Origin of the sequence: Thermobifida alba (assembly GCF_023208015.1) — a bacterium.
In the GTDB taxonomy this organism is placed as follows: Bacteria; Actinomycetota; Actinomycetes; order Streptosporangiales; family Streptosporangiaceae; genus Thermobifida; species Thermobifida alba.
Genome location: NZ_CP051627.1, coordinates 404344 through 420349, shown reverse-complemented (window position 1 = coordinate 420349; position 16006 = coordinate 404344). Strand labels below are relative to the sequence as shown.

Annotated in this window: 16 protein-coding genes; 9 read left to right on the top strand and 7 right to left on the bottom strand. The window is 69.8% G+C overall.

All coding sequences use genetic code 11. From position 1 onward, the window contains the following. Positions 1–44 precede the first annotated feature (44 nt). The 3 genes from FOF52_RS01895 to FOF52_RS01885 all read left to right on the top strand — a co-directional run bounded on the left by FOF52_RS01895 (position 45) and on the right by FOF52_RS01885 (position 2908). A complete protein-coding gene (locus FOF52_RS01895; protein ID WP_248592101.1) occupies positions 45–1745 on the top strand; it encodes a DEDD exonuclease domain-containing protein in 1701 nt (566 codons plus the stop codon). A 73-nt stretch (positions 1746–1818) separates the two neighbouring features. Continuing rightward, the gene (locus FOF52_RS01890) at positions 1819–2595 is read left to right on the top strand and encodes a rhomboid family intramembrane serine protease (RefSeq protein WP_248592100.1); all 777 of its coding nucleotides are present in this window, start codon (positions 1819–1821) and stop codon (positions 2593–2595) included. 37 nt (positions 2596–2632) lie between these two features. Beyond that, a complete protein-coding gene (locus FOF52_RS01885; RefSeq protein ID WP_248592099.1) occupies positions 2633–2908 on the top strand; it encodes an Lrp/AsnC family transcriptional regulator in 276 nt (91 codons plus the stop codon). A 67-nt stretch (positions 2909–2975) separates the two neighbouring features. On the opposite strand, the gene trpD is transcribed toward FOF52_RS01885, so the two are convergent. After that, complete coding sequence (trpD, locus tag FOF52_RS01880; protein WP_248592098.1) at positions 2976–4022, bottom strand: anthranilate phosphoribosyltransferase; 1047 nt, start codon at positions 4020–4022, stop codon at positions 2976–2978. Positions 4023–4227: 205 nt separating this feature from the next. Beyond that, entirely contained in the window at positions 4228–4659 is a 432-nt protein-coding gene (locus FOF52_RS01875; RefSeq protein ID WP_248592097.1) for a DNA-binding transcriptional response regulator, read from the bottom strand. Between the two features lie 297 nt (positions 4660–4956). On the opposite strand from FOF52_RS01875, the gene ctaE reads away from it, so the two are divergent. From ctaE to qcrB, 4 genes are read left to right on the top strand one after another with little or no spacing between them, the layout of a single operon-like run. After that, on the top strand, positions 4957–5583 hold the full coding sequence (gene ctaE, locus FOF52_RS01870; RefSeq protein ID WP_482258124.1) for a cytochrome c oxidase subunit 3: 627 nt from the start codon (positions 4957–4959) through the stop codon (positions 5581–5583). A gap of 16 nt (positions 5584–5599) precedes the next feature. After that, positions 5600–6529, top strand: coding sequence for a cytochrome bc1 complex diheme cytochrome c subunit (qcrC, locus tag FOF52_RS01865; RefSeq protein WP_248592096.1), 930 nt, complete (start codon positions 5600–5602; stop codon positions 6527–6529). Continuing rightward, complete coding sequence (qcrA, locus tag FOF52_RS01860; protein WP_248592095.1) at positions 6522–7634, top strand: cytochrome bc1 complex Rieske iron-sulfur subunit; 1113 nt, start codon at positions 6522–6524, stop codon at positions 7632–7634. Before qcrC ends, qcrA begins: the two co-directional genes overlap by 8 nt. Beyond that, positions 7634–9280, top strand: coding sequence for a cytochrome bc1 complex cytochrome b subunit (qcrB, locus tag FOF52_RS01855; protein ID WP_248592094.1), 1647 nt, complete (start codon positions 7634–7636; stop codon positions 9278–9280). Before qcrA ends, qcrB begins: the two co-directional genes overlap by 1 nt. Before the next feature lie 530 nt (positions 9281–9810). Here the strand turns inward: qcrB and FOF52_RS01850 are convergent. From FOF52_RS01850 to ctaD, 3 genes are all read right to left on the bottom strand, one after another. Beyond that, a complete protein-coding gene (locus FOF52_RS01850; protein ID WP_248592093.1) occupies positions 9811–11160 on the bottom strand; it encodes a L,D-transpeptidase in 1350 nt (449 codons plus the stop codon). 216 nt (positions 11161–11376) lie between these two features. Beyond that, a complete protein-coding gene (locus FOF52_RS01845; RefSeq protein WP_248592092.1) occupies positions 11377–11802 on the bottom strand; it encodes a cytochrome c oxidase subunit 4 in 426 nt (141 codons plus the stop codon). A gap of 12 nt (positions 11803–11814) precedes the next feature. After that, positions 11815–13407, bottom strand: a complete 1593-nt coding sequence (gene ctaD / locus FOF52_RS01840) for an aa3-type cytochrome oxidase subunit I (RefSeq protein WP_482258123.1) — start codon at positions 13405–13407, stop codon at positions 11815–11817. On the opposite strand from ctaD, the gene FOF52_RS21845 reads away from it, so the two are divergent. Further along, complete coding sequence (locus FOF52_RS21845; RefSeq protein WP_282573796.1) at positions 13382–13504, top strand: hypothetical protein; 123 nt, start codon at positions 13382–13384, stop codon at positions 13502–13504. The genes ctaD and FOF52_RS21845 overlap by 26 nt on opposite strands. Here the strand turns inward: FOF52_RS21845 and ctaC are convergent. Further along, the gene (gene ctaC, locus FOF52_RS01835) at positions 13498–14397 is read right to left on the bottom strand and encodes an aa3-type cytochrome oxidase subunit II (RefSeq protein WP_248592091.1); all 900 of its coding nucleotides are present in this window, start codon (positions 14395–14397) and stop codon (positions 13498–13500) included. The two genes, FOF52_RS21845 and ctaC, sit on opposite strands and share 7 nt — an antisense overlap. Before the next feature lie 369 nt (positions 14398–14766). On the opposite strand from ctaC, the gene FOF52_RS01830 reads away from it, so the two are divergent. Further along, positions 14767–15003, top strand: coding sequence for a sulfurtransferase TusA family protein (locus FOF52_RS01830; RefSeq protein ID WP_248592090.1), 237 nt, complete (start codon positions 14767–14769; stop codon positions 15001–15003). A 78-nt stretch (positions 15004–15081) separates the two neighbouring features. Here FOF52_RS01830 and rpsD read toward each other — a convergent pair whose 3' ends face one another. After that, entirely contained in the window at positions 15082–15693 is a 612-nt protein-coding gene (rpsD, locus tag FOF52_RS01825) for a 30S ribosomal protein S4 (RefSeq protein WP_248592089.1), read from the bottom strand. Positions 15694–16006: the final 313 nt, after the last annotated feature.

Below are 16006 nucleotides of genomic sequence, written 5' to 3'. Positions count from 1 at the left end.
AACCCCCGCGCCCGCCCGCCTCCCCCGCCCCGTACGCTGACGAGGTGGCAGCACCCAGTCATCCGGTCCAGGGCTCCCTCGACGAACTGGGCACCCCGCTCGCGGCCACCACGTTCGTGGTGGTCGACCTGGAGACCACCGGCGCCCGCCCCGGCGAGGCGGCGATCACCGAGATCGGGGCCGTGCGCCTGCGTGACGGGCGTGTCCTGGACGAGTTCAGCTCGCTGGTGAACCCGCAGACCCCCGTCCCGGCGTCGGCCACCCTGCTGACCGGCATCACCACGGCCATGGTGGAGTCCGCGCCGCCCGTGGCGGCGGTGCTCCCCGCGTTCCTGGAGTTCGCCGGCTTCGGCCCGGACACCGTCCTGGTCGCCCACAACGCCCCGTTCGACGTGGCCTTCCTGAAGGCCGCGTGCGCCTCCCACGGGATGCGCTGGCCCTCCCCCGCCGTGCTGGACACCCTGTGGCTGGCCCGCCGCCTGGTGCCGCGCGGCGAGGTCGGCAACCACCGGCTCGGCACGCTCGCCCGCGTCTTCGGGGCCCAGGCGCCCACCCACCGGGCGCTCGACGACGCCCGCGCCGCCGCGGGCGTGCTGCGCGGCCTGCTGGCCCGGCTGCGCTCCCGCGGCGTGGACACCTGGGAGGAGCTGCGGGCGCTGCGCGGCGCGCCCACCCCCGAGCAGCGCGGCCGACGGCACCTGGCCGACGGGCTGCCCGAGGCCCCGGGGGTCTACCTCTTCGAGGACGCCTCGGGCGCCACCCTCTACGTCGGCAAGAGCGTCAACCTGCGCGCCCGGGTGCGCTCCTACTTCACCGCCGCGGAGCGGCGGCCCCGCATCCGGGAGATGGTGGGCCTCGCCGCGCGGGTCAGACCGATCGTGTGCGAGACCGCCGTGGAGGCCGAGGTCCGCGAACTCCGGCTGATCGCCGAGCGCAACCCCCCCTACAACCGGCACTCCCGCAACCCCGAGCGTGCGCCCTGGCTCGCGTTGACCGCGGAGGAGTTCCCCCGGCTGGCGGTGGTCCGCCGGCTCCGCGACGACGGCGCGTGCTACCTGGGGCCGTTCCCCGGGACCCGGGCGGCCGAGCTGGCCCGCGACGCGCTGCACCAGACCTTCGCGCTGCGCCGCTGCTCCCACCGGATCACCCCGCCGCGCCGGGGGGCGGCCTGCGCCCTGGCGGGCATGGGCCGCTGCGGCGCCCCCTGCGAGGGGGCGCAGTCCGCGGCCGAGTACGCCGTGCCCGCGCTGGCGGCGCGCAACGCGATGACCGGCGACGTCTCCGCGGTCGTGGCGGCCCTCACCGCCCACATCGACACGCTGGCGCGGCAGCTGCGTTACGAGGAGGCGGCCGTGCACCGGGACCGGCTGTCGGCGTTCCTGGCCGCCGCCGCCCGCACCCAGCGGCTGCGCTCCCTCGGCGCGGTGCCGCACCTGGCGGCGGCCCGGCCCGTCGGAGCGGACTGGGAGGTGTGCGTGGTGCGGTACGGCCGGCTGTCCGGCAGCGCCCGGCTGCGCCCCGGCGACGACCCGCACGCCCTCCTGCGCGCGCTGGTGGCCACCGCCGAGACCGTCCGCCCGGGCGTCGGCGGGCTGCCCGGCGCCGACGCGGCCGAGACCGAGTGCCTGCTGCGCTGGCTGGAGTCGCCGGGCACCCGGCTGCTGGAGGTGGCGGGCGACTGGGCCTGCCCGGTCGGCGGGGCGGAGCGCCACCGGCACCTGATCCACCGCCACGCCACACCATAGTCCCGGAATCCGCCGGAAATCCTGACAGACTGAGTCACGACAGGAGTTCCCTCAAAAACAGGACACGGGGGCGATGGCAGGCATTCCACTCAGTGACGACTACCCGGTGCGCAGAACGCCGGTGGTCACCTACGCGCTGATCGCCGTGAACGTGATCGTCTACCTGTCGTCCCCCATGTCGATGCTGGCCGTCTGGTACGGGGACCCCTCCGCCCGGGGGTGCGCGCTGGAGGAGTACCTGCTGCGCTGGGCGGCCTTCCCCGCCGAGCTGCTCACCGGCGCGCGGCTGACCGCCGAGCAGGCCGCCGCCTTCTCGGCCTGCCCCGTCCCCCCGGCCGCCCCCTGGCCCGGGCTGTCCGCGGTCACCTCGATGTTCCTGCACGCCGACGCCTGGCACCTAGTCGGCAACATGGTGTACCTGTTCGTGTTCGGCCCCTGCGTGGAGGACCGGCTGGGCCGGGTCCGCTACCCGCTCATCTACCTGGGCACCGGGGTGGCGGCCTGCTACGGCTTCGCGCTCGCCGAGGGGCCGGCCGTGGTCCCGATGGTGGGCGCCTCCGGGGCGATCTCCGGGGTGCTGGGCGCCTACCTCGTGGTGCAGTTCCGCAGCAGGGTGACCACACTGCTGCTGGGTATCCTCCCGGTGCGGCTGCCCGGTTGGATGCTGGTGGCCACCTTCTTCGCGCTGGACTACTTTCTCTACCTCGGCAGCAGCCTCTACCCGGACGGGCAGCAGACCGGCGTGGCCTACGCCGCGCACGTCTACGGCTTCCTCACCGGCCTGGTCGTGGGACTGCTCGTCTACCGCGTCCGCTGGGGGGCGGGCGCCCGCCTGTCCGACGTGCACTAGGGCCCGTCGGGCTCTCTCATCCCTGAGGAGGACACACGTGATCACCGCGATCGTGATGATCAAAGCCGACGTCGGCCGCATTCCCGAGGTCGCCAGGACGCTCGCCGACCTGGAGGGGGTCAGCGAGGTCTACTCCGTCACCGGAGAGATCGACCTGATCGCGATCGTGCGCGTGCGCGAGCACCAGGAACTCGCCGAGGTGATCCCCAACCGGATCAACAAGGTGCCGGGGGTGCTGTCCTCCGACACCCACATCGCCTTCCACACCTACTCGCAGCACGACCTGGAGGCGGCCTTCTCGCTGGGCCTGTGAGACCGGCGGCCCGCGTCCTGCCGGGACGCGGGCCGCGGTTGGCGCCTGCTGGTCGGCGCTTCAGCGCTCAGAGCCGCTTGGCGCGGGCCTGGCTGGCCTCGATCCAGGACTCCAGCTTCGCCTTGGCCGCGCCGCTGTCCACGGCCTCGGCCGCGCGCCGGTACTGGGCGCGCAGCGCCTCCGTCAGGGAGCCGGGGACCCCGTCGACCGCGGCCAGCGCCGCGGCCGCGTTGAGCAGGACCGCGTCGCGCACCGGCCCGGTGCGGCCGTCCAGGAACTCGCGCACGACCCGGGCGTTGAACTCCGCGTCGCCGCCGCGCAGCGCGTCGGGGGTCGAACGCTCGATGCCCAGGTCCGCGGGGTCCAGCTGCTCGTGGCGGACGGTGCCGTCGGCCACCACCCACACCGACGAGGTGGTGGTGGTCGTCAGCTCGTCGAGCCCGTCGTCGCCGCGGAACACCAGGGCGCTGGCGCCGCGGTCGGCGAAGACCCCCGCCATGACCTCGCACATGCCCCGGTCGAAGACGCCGATGGCGGAGGCCGCGGGCCGGGCGGGGTTGGTGAGCGGCCCCAGGAAGTTGAAGACGGTCGGCACGGCGAGCTCGCGCCGCGTCTTGGAGGCGTACTTCAGCGAGGGGTGGTACAGCGGCGCGAAGCAGAAGGTGATGTCGACCTCCTCGGCGACCGCGACCGTGTCGGCGGGGTCGAGGTCGATGACCACGCCCAGCCGCTCCAGCACGTCGGCGGTGCCGCACGAGGAGGAGGCGGCCCGGTTGCCGTGCTTGACCACGCGCGCGCCCGCCGCGGAGGCGACGATCGAGGCCATGGTGGAGACGTTGACCGTGTGCGCGCGGTCGCCGCCGGTGCCCACGATGTCGAGGGTGTCGCCGGGGACGGAGATCGTCACCGCGTTGTCCAGCATGCCCTGCGCCAGGCCGCGCACCTCGGCGACGCTCTCGCCCTTGGCGCGCAGCGCGACCGCGAAGCCCGCGATCTGGACCTCGGTGGCGGAACCGGACATGATCTCGTTCATCGCCCACTCGGTGTCGGCGGCCGAGAGGGAGGCGCCGTCCAGCAGCGTGCCGATCAGGTGGGACCAGGTTCGTTCACTCACTGGGGATTCCTTGTTTCCTTGCTTTCACCGGGAGGAGGGCGGACACGTCGGAGGCGCGCCGCGCCGGGCGTCGCGCCCGACGCCATCGGGCGGTGTCCGCCCCGTGACGCAGTGCGCCGGCGAAGGGCCGGAGGAACCGGCCGCCGCGGGGTGCCGCGGCGGCGCAGGCGAGTGACACGGTCGCTGCTACCCGCTTCTTCCGGGCCTACCGGGCGACGGCCGACCGACGGGCGCGTTCGCGCATCAGCTCGGCCAGGGACTCGGCCAGGGCGACGGGGTCGATAGGGTGGCTGACGACCTTGTCCGCACGCGACCAGGCGGCGAGCCACCCGTCGTCGCGGCGGCCGATGACGAGCAGGACCGGCGGGCACTCGAAGATCTCGTCCTTGACCTGCCGGCACAGGCCCATCCCTCCGGCGGGCTGGGCCTCGCCGTCGAAGATGGCCACGTCGATGTCGATTTCTTCGAGGCGCTTGAGGACCGCGGGGGCGGTCGCGCACTCCACGAACTCGACCCTGGGCACGTCGGCCGCGGGGCGGCGGCCGATCGCGAGACGTACCTGCTCGCGGACGGAAGCGTCGTCGCTGTAGACGAGGACGCGCATCAAAGCCGACTTGTCGGTTCCGGTGTTCGCCATGATTACCGTCCTTACACTGGCCGGGGTGCTCTGTGCGAGCCTATTGCCTCGTGGCGCCGGGGACGACAGGGCGTCGGCGGTTGCCGCCCCGACGGACACCGCTGCGAACCGATAGGGTCGGTCTCCGAGGCGATAAGGTCGGCCCGAAAGCCGGGGGACGCGCCGCCGTTCCGGCTGCGGCAGCGGCGTTCCCGCGAGTCGGACGAGTTCAGCGCGCCTCACCGGGAGCACACCCTTCCAGGTCGCGTTACGGGGGGGCGGAGAGCACTCTCCGCAAGATGCCGTAATAATGCTGGCGTGGCGACAGTAACCGCGAACCAAGAGACAGGACCGACACCAGTGCATGGTGCGGCCAAGCGACCTGACCTTGTGAGCGTTGGCACCATCGTGTGGCTCGCCAACGAACTCATGTTCTTTGCGGCGCTGTTCGCGATGTACTTCACCATCCGATCAGTGACCAAGGGCAACCCCGACCTGGGACCGTGGCCGGACGTGCACCTCAACGTCGCGCTGTCCACAACCATCACGGTCATCCTGGTGGCTTCGAGCTTCACTTCGCAGATCGGCGTCCATGCCGCGGAACGCGGTGACGTCAAGAAGCTCCGCAAGTGGTTCATCATCTCGTTCGTCCTGGGCGCGATCTTCATCGCGGGCCAGAGCTACGAGTACTACGAGCTCATCGTGCACGAGGGGCTGACGATCCAGTCCAGCGGCTACGGCTCGATGTTCTTCCTGACCACGGGGTTCCACGGTCTCCACGTCATCGGTGGTCTCATTGCGTTCCTGCTCGTGCTGGGACGCACGTACGCCGCGAAGCGCTTCACCCACCAGCAGGCGACCAGTGCGATCGTCGTGTCCTACTACTGGCACTTCGTCGACGTCGTCTGGGTCGGTCTGTACGCATCCATCTACCTACTCCAGTGACCCGAACGGGGAAACCGTGAAATGGATTACCGCGCGGCGACGGCATCCCCTGGCGGGGTATGTCGTCGTCGTCATCGCGCTGGCCTTTCTCGGGGTGGGCTACGCCCTCGTCGCTCCCACCCCTGACCAAGCAGTGGCCGACACCGTGAGTGTCGAGCCGGAGCAGGGCGAGGTCGACATCGCCAACGGCAAGCAGATCTACACGCAGAGCTGCATGAGCTGCCACGGCGAGGACGGCACCGGCCGCACCCAGGAGGAGACCGGCAGCGCCGTCGCCTGGGGACCGAGCCTGGAGGGCGTCGGCGCCGCTGCCGTGGACTTCTACGTCAGCACCGGCCGTATGCCGTCCATGGACCCCAACGTGCAGATGCCCCGCAGGCCGCAGGTCTACTCCGACCAGGAGATCGCCGACCTCGCGGCCTACGTGGAGAGCGCGTTCGGCGGCGGCCCGGGCATCCCGTACAACGTCCCCGCCGACGCCCCGCAGCGCAACGAGTTCGACTCCGAGGCCGACTACGAGGCGGCGCTGGCCGAGTACGAGAAGGACTACGCGGCCTACGTCGGCAGCGGGGACACCGAGGCCGGCATGAACCTGTACCTGACCAACTGCGCGCACTGCCACAGCTGGTCGGGTGCCGGCGGTGCCCTCACCGACGGACGCTGGGCTCCGGAGCTCACCCAGTCCTCTCCGCGGGACATCTACGAGGCCATGATCGTCGGCCCCGGCGCCATGCCGGTGTTCAACGACGACACCGTCAGCCCGGAGGACAAGCAGGCACTGATCTCGTTCGTCAAGAATCTGCAGGCCGAGCCGAACGCCGGCGGCCCCTTCTCCCTCGACCGGGTCGGCCAGGTCGCCGAGGGGTTCATCGGCTGGACCATCGGCCTCAGCCTGATCGTGGCGTGCGCGATCTGGATCACCGCGAAGCAGCGAGCCCATGACTGACAACACCAACCACAACGACGCCGTGTCCGGCGCCGACAAGTCCCGGGACCGGGTCATCGGCACCCCGTCGACCTCCGACGGGGCCGCGCTGACCGCTGCCGAGGACGCCCCGCACCGCCGGCACGAGGGACCGTACCCGGCTGAGGAGACCCACGTCCGCCCCGAGGAGGTGCAGCGCCGAGGAGAGCGGATGGCCTCGCTGTGGTTCCTCGTCGCGTTCCTGGCGGGCGTCGGCTTCTTCGTCAGCTACTTCATGTTCCCCGTCGACAACGACGGAACGCCCTCCATCGCCGACCCGGACACCGCCCAGTGGGCGAACATGCTGCTCGGCGGCACGCTCGCGCTGGCGCTGTTCGGCATCGGCGCGGGCATGACCGTGTGGGCGCGCCGGGTCCTGCCGCACTACGAGGTCTCCTCCCCCTACGACGAGCTGCCCTCGTCGGAGGAGGAGAAGAGCTCCTTCAGCGAGTTCTTCATGCGTGGCGCCGACGAGAGCGGCTTCACCAAGCGCCCGCTGATGCGGCGCACCCTGCTGCTGGCCATGGTCCCGCTGGGCCTGGCCCCGGTCGTGCTGCTGCGCGACATGGGCCCGCTGCCCGGCGACCAGCTCAAGCGCACGATCTGGCGGGACGGCCTGCACCTGGTCGTCGAGGGCACCAACCGGCGCATCCGGGCCGAGGACCTCGTCCCGGGCAGCATGATCTCCGTGCTTCCCGAGGTCGAGGACCCCGAAGAGGGCCTGAGCATGAACGACCAGGCCGAGACGGTCACCATCCTGATTAGGATGGACCCGAAGGACTTCGGTCCTGGCATGTCCGAACAGCAGCTTGAGTGGACGCACGACGGCATCGTCGCCTACTCCAAGGTCTGCACCCACGTGGGGTGCCCGGCGGCTCTGTACGAGCAGACCACGCACAGGATCCTGTGCCCGTGCCACCAGTCCACCTTCGACGCCGCCAACGGCGCCGAGGTGGTCTTCGGCCCGGCGCACCGGCCTCTGCCGCAGCTGCCCATCAGGGTCGACGAGGAGGGCTACCTCGTCGCGGCCGGAGATTTCTCCGCCCCGGTCGGCCCCACCTTCTGGGACGCTGGAGTTGAGGACTGATGAGCGACAACCAGGCACCGCAGGCGCCCAAGGCGCTGCGCAGCATCGGCAACTACATCGACGACCGGTTCCATCTGGCCAAGACCGGCGAGAAGAACCTGCGCAAGGTCTTCCCGAACCACTGGTCGTTCATGCTGGGCGAGATCGCGCTGTACTCGTTCATCATCCTGCTGCTCACCGGGGTGTTCCTCACGCTGTGGTTCAACCCCAGCATGGCGCACACCACCTACGAGGGCTCCTACGAGCGCCTGCGCGGGGTGGGGATGAGCGAGGCCTACGCCTCGACCCTGCACATCACCTTCGACGTGCGCGGCGGTCTGCTCATCCGGCAGATCCACCACTGGGCGGCGCTGATCTTCGTGGCGTCGCTGGTGGTCCACATGCTGCGGGTGTTCTTCACCGGCGCGTTCCGCAAGCCGCGTGAGATCAACTGGCTCATCGGCGTCGCGATCTTCAGCCTCGCGATCGTCGAGGGCCTGTTCGGCTACTCGCTGCCCGACGACCTGCCGTCCGGCATGGGTATCCGCATCTTCCAGGGTGTGCTGCTGGCGATCCCGGTCGTGGGAACGTACCTGTCGTTCTTCATGTTCGGCGGCGAGTTCCCCGGCGAGGCGATCATCCCCCGGCTGTACATGCTGCACATCCTGCTGCTGCCGGGCATCCTGCTGGCGCTGATCGTGGCGCACTTCATGATCCTGTGGTACCAGAAGCACACCCAGTACCCGGGGCCCAAGAGGACGGAGAAGCAGGTCATCGGCACGCCGATGTTCCCTGCCTTCGCGATCAAGGCGGGCGGGTTCTTCTTCTTCACGTTCGCGGCCATCACCGGCCTGAGCGCGTTCGTGCAGATCAACCCGATCCACCTGTTCGGGCCGTTCACCCCGACGTCCATCACCTCGGGTCTGCAGCCCGACTGGTACATGGGCTTCCTGGAGGGCTCGCTGCGGCTGTTCCCCGACTGGTTCGACTTCGACATCGGCGGCTACGCGGTCGTGACCGGCGTGCTGATCCCGGGTCTGGGCTTCATGGGGCTGCTCTTCGGCGGCCTGGCGGTCTACCCGTTCCTGGAAGCCTGGATCACCGGGGACAAGCGGGTGCACAACGTGGCCGACCGGCCGCGCAACGTCCCGGTCCGCACCGGTCTGGGCGTCGCGGGCATCACCTTCTACGGTGTGCTCTGGCTGGCCGGATCGAACGACATCCTGTCGCACACGTTCCAGATCAGCCTGTTCGCGACCACGTGGATCTTCCGCATCGCCCTGTTCGTGGGTCCGGTGCTGGCGTTCATCATCACCAAGCGGATCTGCCTCGGGCTGCAGCGCCGGGACCGCGCGACCCTGGAGCACGGGTACGAGAGCGGCACCATCGCGCAGCTGCCGGGCGGTGAGTTCGTCGAGATCCACAAGCCGTCCTCGCAGGAGACCGTCGAGGTGCTGCAGAGCGCCAAGGAGCAGGGATTCCGGTCCGTGCCGCCGACCGTGGACGCCAACGGCGTGGAGTCCCCCGCCGCTCGCGGCCTCTTCGGCAAGCTCCGCACCCGGCTCGCCCACTGGTACACGAGGGACAACGTGTCCTTCGAGGACGTGGAGGTGCACGCGCACCTGCAGAGCGAGCAGCAGACCGAGGAGAAGGTCGGCCAGCCCTGACCTCACGGCGCTGAGACGGCCGCTGCGGCCACAGTGACAGGCCCGACGGGAAAAGACCCGTCGGGCCTTCTCTGTGCCTCCTGGGACTGTTGTGACGCCTTCCGGGGGGTGCCCGCGGGTCCCGCGCCTCCGGCGGCCGGGAGACCGGCGCCGCAGTCCACGGCCGGCGTGTCCGCGTCGAACCCGTGCCCCCGCGGCCGGGGCGCGGAGCCGCGGGCGCGTGCCGTGCCCCGGGCCGGTGCCCGCGGGCCGCCGACCTTCCCCTCCCCCGCCCGGACGGCCGGGCCGCGGTGCCGCGCCCGCCTGCCGGGCGGGGCGCACGGGACGGGGAGTACGCCCGGACCCGCTGTGCCCGTGGCCGCGGCGGCCGCACCCGGGGCGGCGGTCCTCCCGTCGGCCTCCCGAGGGCGCCGGGCCGCTGCCTGCCCCCGGCCAGCGGCCCGGGGCGGGCCGCCCCTGGCCGGAACAGCGAGGAGGCCCCCGCAGGCGCTGCGGGGGCCTCCTCGGCTCCTTCTGACCGGTCTTCGCTGCTACTCGGCGGCCTCGGCCTGCTCGCCGACGGCGGTGCCGTGCGGGGAGCCGGGGGAGCCGGGCTCGTCGGTCCGGTCCGCCTCACCCAGCGTGCTGTTGGCCAGCCACTCGTCCCAGGACCGCTGCCAGTAGCCCCAGCCGTTGTCGACCTCCAGCTCCCGGTCGGTGCCGACGACGATCAGCGGGTCGCCCATGTAGGAGTTCTCGTAGAACCACCGGGCGTCCTCGGTGCTCATGTTGACGCAGCCGTGGCTGAGGTTGGCCTGCCCCAGCGAACCGTTCCACGGCGCGGCGTGCGTGAACTCGCCGCTGTTGGAGAAGCGGACCGCGTAGTTGACGTCCAGCTTGTAGTAGTCGGGGTGCCCCGGCGGGATGCCGACCGTGGCCGAGTCCATGACCAGGTGCTGGTACTTCTCCATGGTCAGGTGGATGCCCGAGGTGGTGGTGTAGGCGCGGGTGGTGGCCTTGCCGTTGCTGATGGGGAAGTCCTGGATCTGCTCACCGTCGCGGGTGACGACCATGCGGTGGGTGTCGTTGTCGATCTCGGTGATCTGGGAACGGCCCACCTCGAAGTTGAGCTGGTGGTTCTTGATGCCGTAGACGCCCTCGGCGGCCTGCACGCCCGCCAGGTGCATGTTGACGGTCACCTTCTGGTTGGGCTCCCAGTACTCCTCGGTGCGGAACACCACCGTCTGGTCGCCGAACCAGTTCCACGCGCCCTGGGCGGGCTTCTCCGAGACCACCTCCAGGGCCGCCTCCACCGCGGCCTTGTTCTCCACCGGCAGGTCGAAGTTGATGATCACCGGCATGCCCACACCGACCACGTCACCGCTGACCGGGAAGTTCGACTGGATCTCCAACCGGTGTCCGGGGGTGGCCGCCAGCGTGGTGAACTCGCTGGTGAACTCGGAGGTCTCCCCCTCCGGGCTCTTCCCGGTGGCCACCACGGTGACCGTGCTGCCGGGGATCAGCGTCCAGTCGCTGACCCACTCGGTCCCGTCCTCGTTCAGCGTCCCGGTGATGGTGTCGACCTCTGCCGGGCCGCCCTCCTCCGCCTCCGCGGTCTCCGCGGCGGCCTCACCCCCGGCCTCCTCCTCGGGAGCCGGGCTCTGGGTGACCTTGACCTCCTCGATGGTCCCGTTGGCCGCGGTCACCGTGATGGGGGTGTCCGGGTTGACCTCGGACTCCCCGTCGGCAGGAACGATGGTGAGTTCCACCGTGGGCGAGTCGCTGCTGACCCCGCTGGCTTCCTGCCCACCCGAACCGGAGCACGCCACGGTGAAGAGGAGGCTTACCGCCGCCAATCCGACCCCGAGACTGCGAGCCGTCGGAAATGCTCTGCCCTCCACTCGTGCGACCTCCAGTCAGTGCCTGTTCTCGTCCGACAAACATGGTTTCGCCGTGATAGGACGCGCGGCTCGGCCGAAAAGTTCAAGGAAAAAAGCAAAAAGGGCCGTAGGCGCGTGTCACGTTTTCGACACGCACCTGGCCCGTAACCAGAAAGATACCGAAAGGGCGGCGCCCGGCCAAGCAGGCGCCGCCCTCCGGTCCGTCCCGAGTTCCGCCTAGTGCTGGAACTCGCCCCGGTAGTACTCGAAGACCCAGCCGATGACGGTCAGGATGATCGCGAGGAACCCGATGGCGGTCATCCACCAGCCGACCGCGATGCCCACCGCGGTGAAGGCGACCGCCATGGCCACGAACAGCGGCCACCAGCTGTGCGGGCTGAAGAAGCCGTACTCGCCCGCGCCCTCGTCGATCTCGGCGTCGATCCGCTCCTCCGGCGGCAGGCCGTGGTAGTGCTCACTGCGCCGGGTGGCCTGGAGCAGCCAGAAGCCGACCATCCAGCCGAAGCCGATCGCGATGAGCAGCGTGACCGTGCCGGTCCACTCCACCTGGCCGGTGAGGTACCAGCTCGCCAGGGCGTAGATGACCGCGATCGCTCCGAAGAAGCTGGAGACGCCCATGAACAGGAGTGCCTGAACTCGCATGGTGCTCTCCTTCTACTTCGTGTCCACCGGGACGACTCCGGGAGCCGCCGCGTAGGGGTGGTTCAGGTCGAACGCGGGGCGCTCGCTGCGGATGCGCGGCAGCGAGGTGAAGTTGTGCCGCGGCGGCGGACACGAGGTCGCCCACTCCAGGGAGCAGCCGTAGCCCCACGGGTCGTCCACGGTGACCTTCGGCGCCTTCTTGTGGGTCACCCAGACGTTGTAGAGGAAGAACAGCGTGGAGGCGCCCAGGACGAACGAGCCGATCGTGGAGATCTGGTTGAGCACCGTGAACCCGTCGCTGGGCAGGTAGTCGGCGTAGCGCCGCGGCATGCCCTCCGCGCCCAGCCAGTGCTGCACCAGGAAGGTGCCGTGGAAGCCGAAGAACAGCGTCCAGAAGTGCCACTTGGCCAGCGTCTCGTCGAGCATCTTCCCGGTGAACTTGGGCCACCAGAAGTAGAAGCCCGCGAACATCGCGAACACCACGGTGCCGAACACCACGTAGTGGAAGTGGGCCACCACGAAGTAGGTGTCGGTGACGTGGAAGTCCAGCGGCGGGGAGGCCAGGAGCACTCCGGTGAGTCCGCCGAACAGGAAGGTCACCATGAAGCCGATGGTGAACAGCATCGGGGACTCGAAGGTGAGCTGGCCGCGCCACATGGTGCCGATCCAGTTGAAGAACTTCACGCCGGTGGGCACCGCGATGAGGAACGACATGAAGGAGAAGAACGGCAGCAGCACCGCGCCGGTGGGGAACATGTGGTGCGCCCACACCGTGATCGACAGCCCCGTGATGGCCACGGTGGCGCCGATGAGGCTCTTGTAGCCGAAGATCGGCTTGCGGCTGAACACCGGCAGGATCTCGGTGGCGATGCCGAAGAACGGCAGCGCGATGATGTAGACCTCCGGGTGGCCGAAGAACCAGAACAGGTGCTGGTAGAGGATCGCGCCGCCGTGCTCGGGGTTGAAGACCTGCGCACCGACGATGCGGTCGGCGGCCAGGCCGGCGAAGGAGCCGGTGAGCACCGGGAAGGCGATCAGCACCAGGACGCTGGTCAGCGCCACGTTCCAGGTGAAGATCGGCATGCGGAACATGGTCATGCCGGGCGCGCGCATGCACAGGATCGTGGTGAGGAAGTTCACCGCGCCGAGGATGGTGCTCAGGCCGCTGATGGCCAGGCCCATGATCCACAGGTCGCCGCCGAGGCCGGGGGAGCGCACCGCGTCCGACAGCGGCACGTAGGCGAACCAGCCGAAGCTCGCCGCGCCGCCGGGGGTGAAGAACCCGGCCAGCACGATCAGACCGCCGAACAGGAACAGGTAGTACCCGAACTGGTTGAGCCGGGGGAAGGCCACGTCGGGCGCGCCGATCTGCAGCGGCACCAGCGCGTTCGCGAACCCGACGAACAGCGGCGTCGCGAACAGCAGCAGCATCACCGTGCCGTGCATGGTGAACAGCTGGTTGTAGGTCTCGTTGTTCATCAGCTGCATGCCGGGGAACATCAGCTCGGCCCGGATCAGCAGCGCCATGATGCCGGCGACGATGAAGAACACGAACGAGGTGATCAGGTACATGTACCCGATGACCTTGTGGTCGGTCGACGTCACCAGGTTGACGATCTTCGAGCCCGGAGCGGGCCGCCGCGCTGCGGCGGACGCCCGGACGGTCGTCGTCGGAGTATCAGCCGTCGTCGTCATCTACTGATCATCCTCTTCTTCGGCCGTGGCCGCGGCGTCGTCCTCAGCCGTGGCCGCGGTGTCGGAGGAGTCCTGGTCTGCGGATTCCTGGGTGGCCGTGTCCAGGCCCGGGTCAGGAGCGGGAGCCTCCTCCTGCACGTCGGGGACCGCGGGCAGCTCCTGGGGGTTGGCCTTCTGCTCCTCGATCCAGGCCTGGTACTCCTCGGGGGTGACCACCCGGAGGGTGAAGAGCATGCGGGAGTGGTCGTAACCGCACAGCTCCGCGCAGCGGCCCTCGTAGTCGCCCTCGACGCCGGGCTTGATCTTGACCTGGAACTCGTTGGGGTGGCCCGGGATGGCGTCCATCTTGAACGCGAACGCGGGGATCCAGAACGAGTGGATGACGTCCGGGGCGTCCAGGTCGAAGTGCACGACGCTGTCGCTCGGCAGGACCAGGACCGGCAGCTCGTCCTTGCTGGTGGACGGGACACCGGCGACGGAGACCGGGTTGCCGTTGACGTCCAGCTCCTCCTCGTACGTGAACTGCCAGCTCCACTGGAACGCGTTCACGTCGACGTAGACGTCGGCGGGCTCGTCGGTCTCCATCAGGTAGGTCTGGTCCCGGGCGGTGAAGTAGAACAGCACCGAGACGACAATGACGGGCAGAACGGTGTAGAGCGCCTCGATGGGCATGTTGTAGCGCACCTGAGGCGGAAGCTGCTCGGAGCGCTTGCGGTGGGCGATCACCGACCAGATGATCAGCCCCCAGACGAGGATGCCGACCGCGAACGCCGCCACCCACGAGCCCTGCCAGAGCGTGAGGACACGCTCTGCCTGCTCGGTGATCGGCTCCGGCAGCCCCAGACGAGTGAACTCGTTCGACGCGCAGCCGGTCGCGGCCACAGCCAGCGCGGCGAGCATGGCGCCGCGTGGTGCCCATCGGCGCAGCGCGTGGCGCCGATTCCTATGGCGGGTCGGACTCACGGATTGCCTTCCCAGCGGTGATGCCGCACCGTGTGTGTGCGGGCGGGTCCTATGTCTCAAAAGCCTGTCAAGCGGAAACATTATCGCGAACGCCCCAGCGCCCGTCTCCGGGGACCGCTGGTCAGCGTGTTGCACAACGTCCGTTGTGAGGGCGCAGCCCTGACCGTAACCTCGGCAGCCCCTGAAACCGCAGGACTGGCTAAGGCGAGGTTATCGCCGTGCTCACGAGCCGTCTCACCGGGTGCCTTTTAGCCGCCTGCCGGGGTAAAGATTAGGACACACCACCCTCGGACAAGGAGACTCGCGGTGCTGGAGCAGCCTGTGCTGACCATCGACGCGATCGGCCGCAAGTGCCCCGTGCCGATCATCATGCTCGCCGGACGCCTGCGGGAGGTGCCGATCGGAGCGGTGATCGCGGTGACGGCCGACGATCCGGCGGCGCGCACCGACATCCCGGCGTGGTGCCGGATGAAGCGGCACACCTTCGTCGCGGAGGTCCCGCTCAGCCGGGGCAGCGCCTTCCACGTGCAGCGCATGTACTGACCGGCACGCGCGGTCCCCCGCGACGGCGAGGGCCGCACACCTCCCGGGGAGGCGTGCGGCCCTGGCAGCCGACGCGGGTCAGCGGGCGTAGTACTCGACGACGAGCTGCTCGTCGAAGGGCACCGGAACCTGCTCGCGCTTGGGCCGGTCCACCACGGCGATCCGCAGGTCCTTGTGGCTGACGGCGAGGTAGCCGGCGATCTTCTCGTCGGCGTGCACGCCCTCGGCGGCCTCCACAAACGGGACCATGGTGCGCGACTTCTCCCGCACACCGATGATCTGGCCCGGCTTGACCTGGTAGGACGGGATGTCCACCTTCTTGCCGTCCACGGTGATGTGCCCGTGGGTGATGAACTGGCGGGCCGCGTAGATCGAGGCGGCGAAGCCCGCGCGCAGCACCACCGTGGCCAGGCGCAGCTCCAGCTCGGCGATCATCTCCTCACCGGTACGGCCCGCACGCTTCTTGGCGTTCTCGTAGACGCGGGCCAGCTGCTTCTCCGACAGGTCGTAGTACCAGCGCAGCTTCTGCTTCTCGGCCTGGCGGACGGCGTAGTCGCTGGTGGAGCGGCGCACCCGGCGGCCGTGCTCACCGGGCGGGTAGGGGCGCTTCTCGAAGTACCTGACCGCCTTACGGGTCAGGGGGGTGCCAGCGCGCCGGGACAACCGCACCTTGGGTCCGGTGTAGCGCATTCGAGTCCTCCGTTTTCGGTTCTCGGAAAAGGCGGGAATCCCAGGTAAGGCTCGCCTGGTTCTGGGAGGCGTCGTGGGACGGCCCAGCCCGTCCGCCACGGGACGGGTCTGTTCCCCACCGCCGCGGTGACCCCGCACGCGGCGGCCTTGGCGATGTTCCCGGCACGCGTCTCAGCGCCCGGGCCGGTTCATGCCGAGCGCGCGGACCAGAACAGGTCGACGGCGAGATGCCCGGACACGAGGGTCGGTCATCTACTCTACGCGGGTCCGGCCACTGCCCCGACCACCGAACCGCCCGTCCCCGCGACCGTGC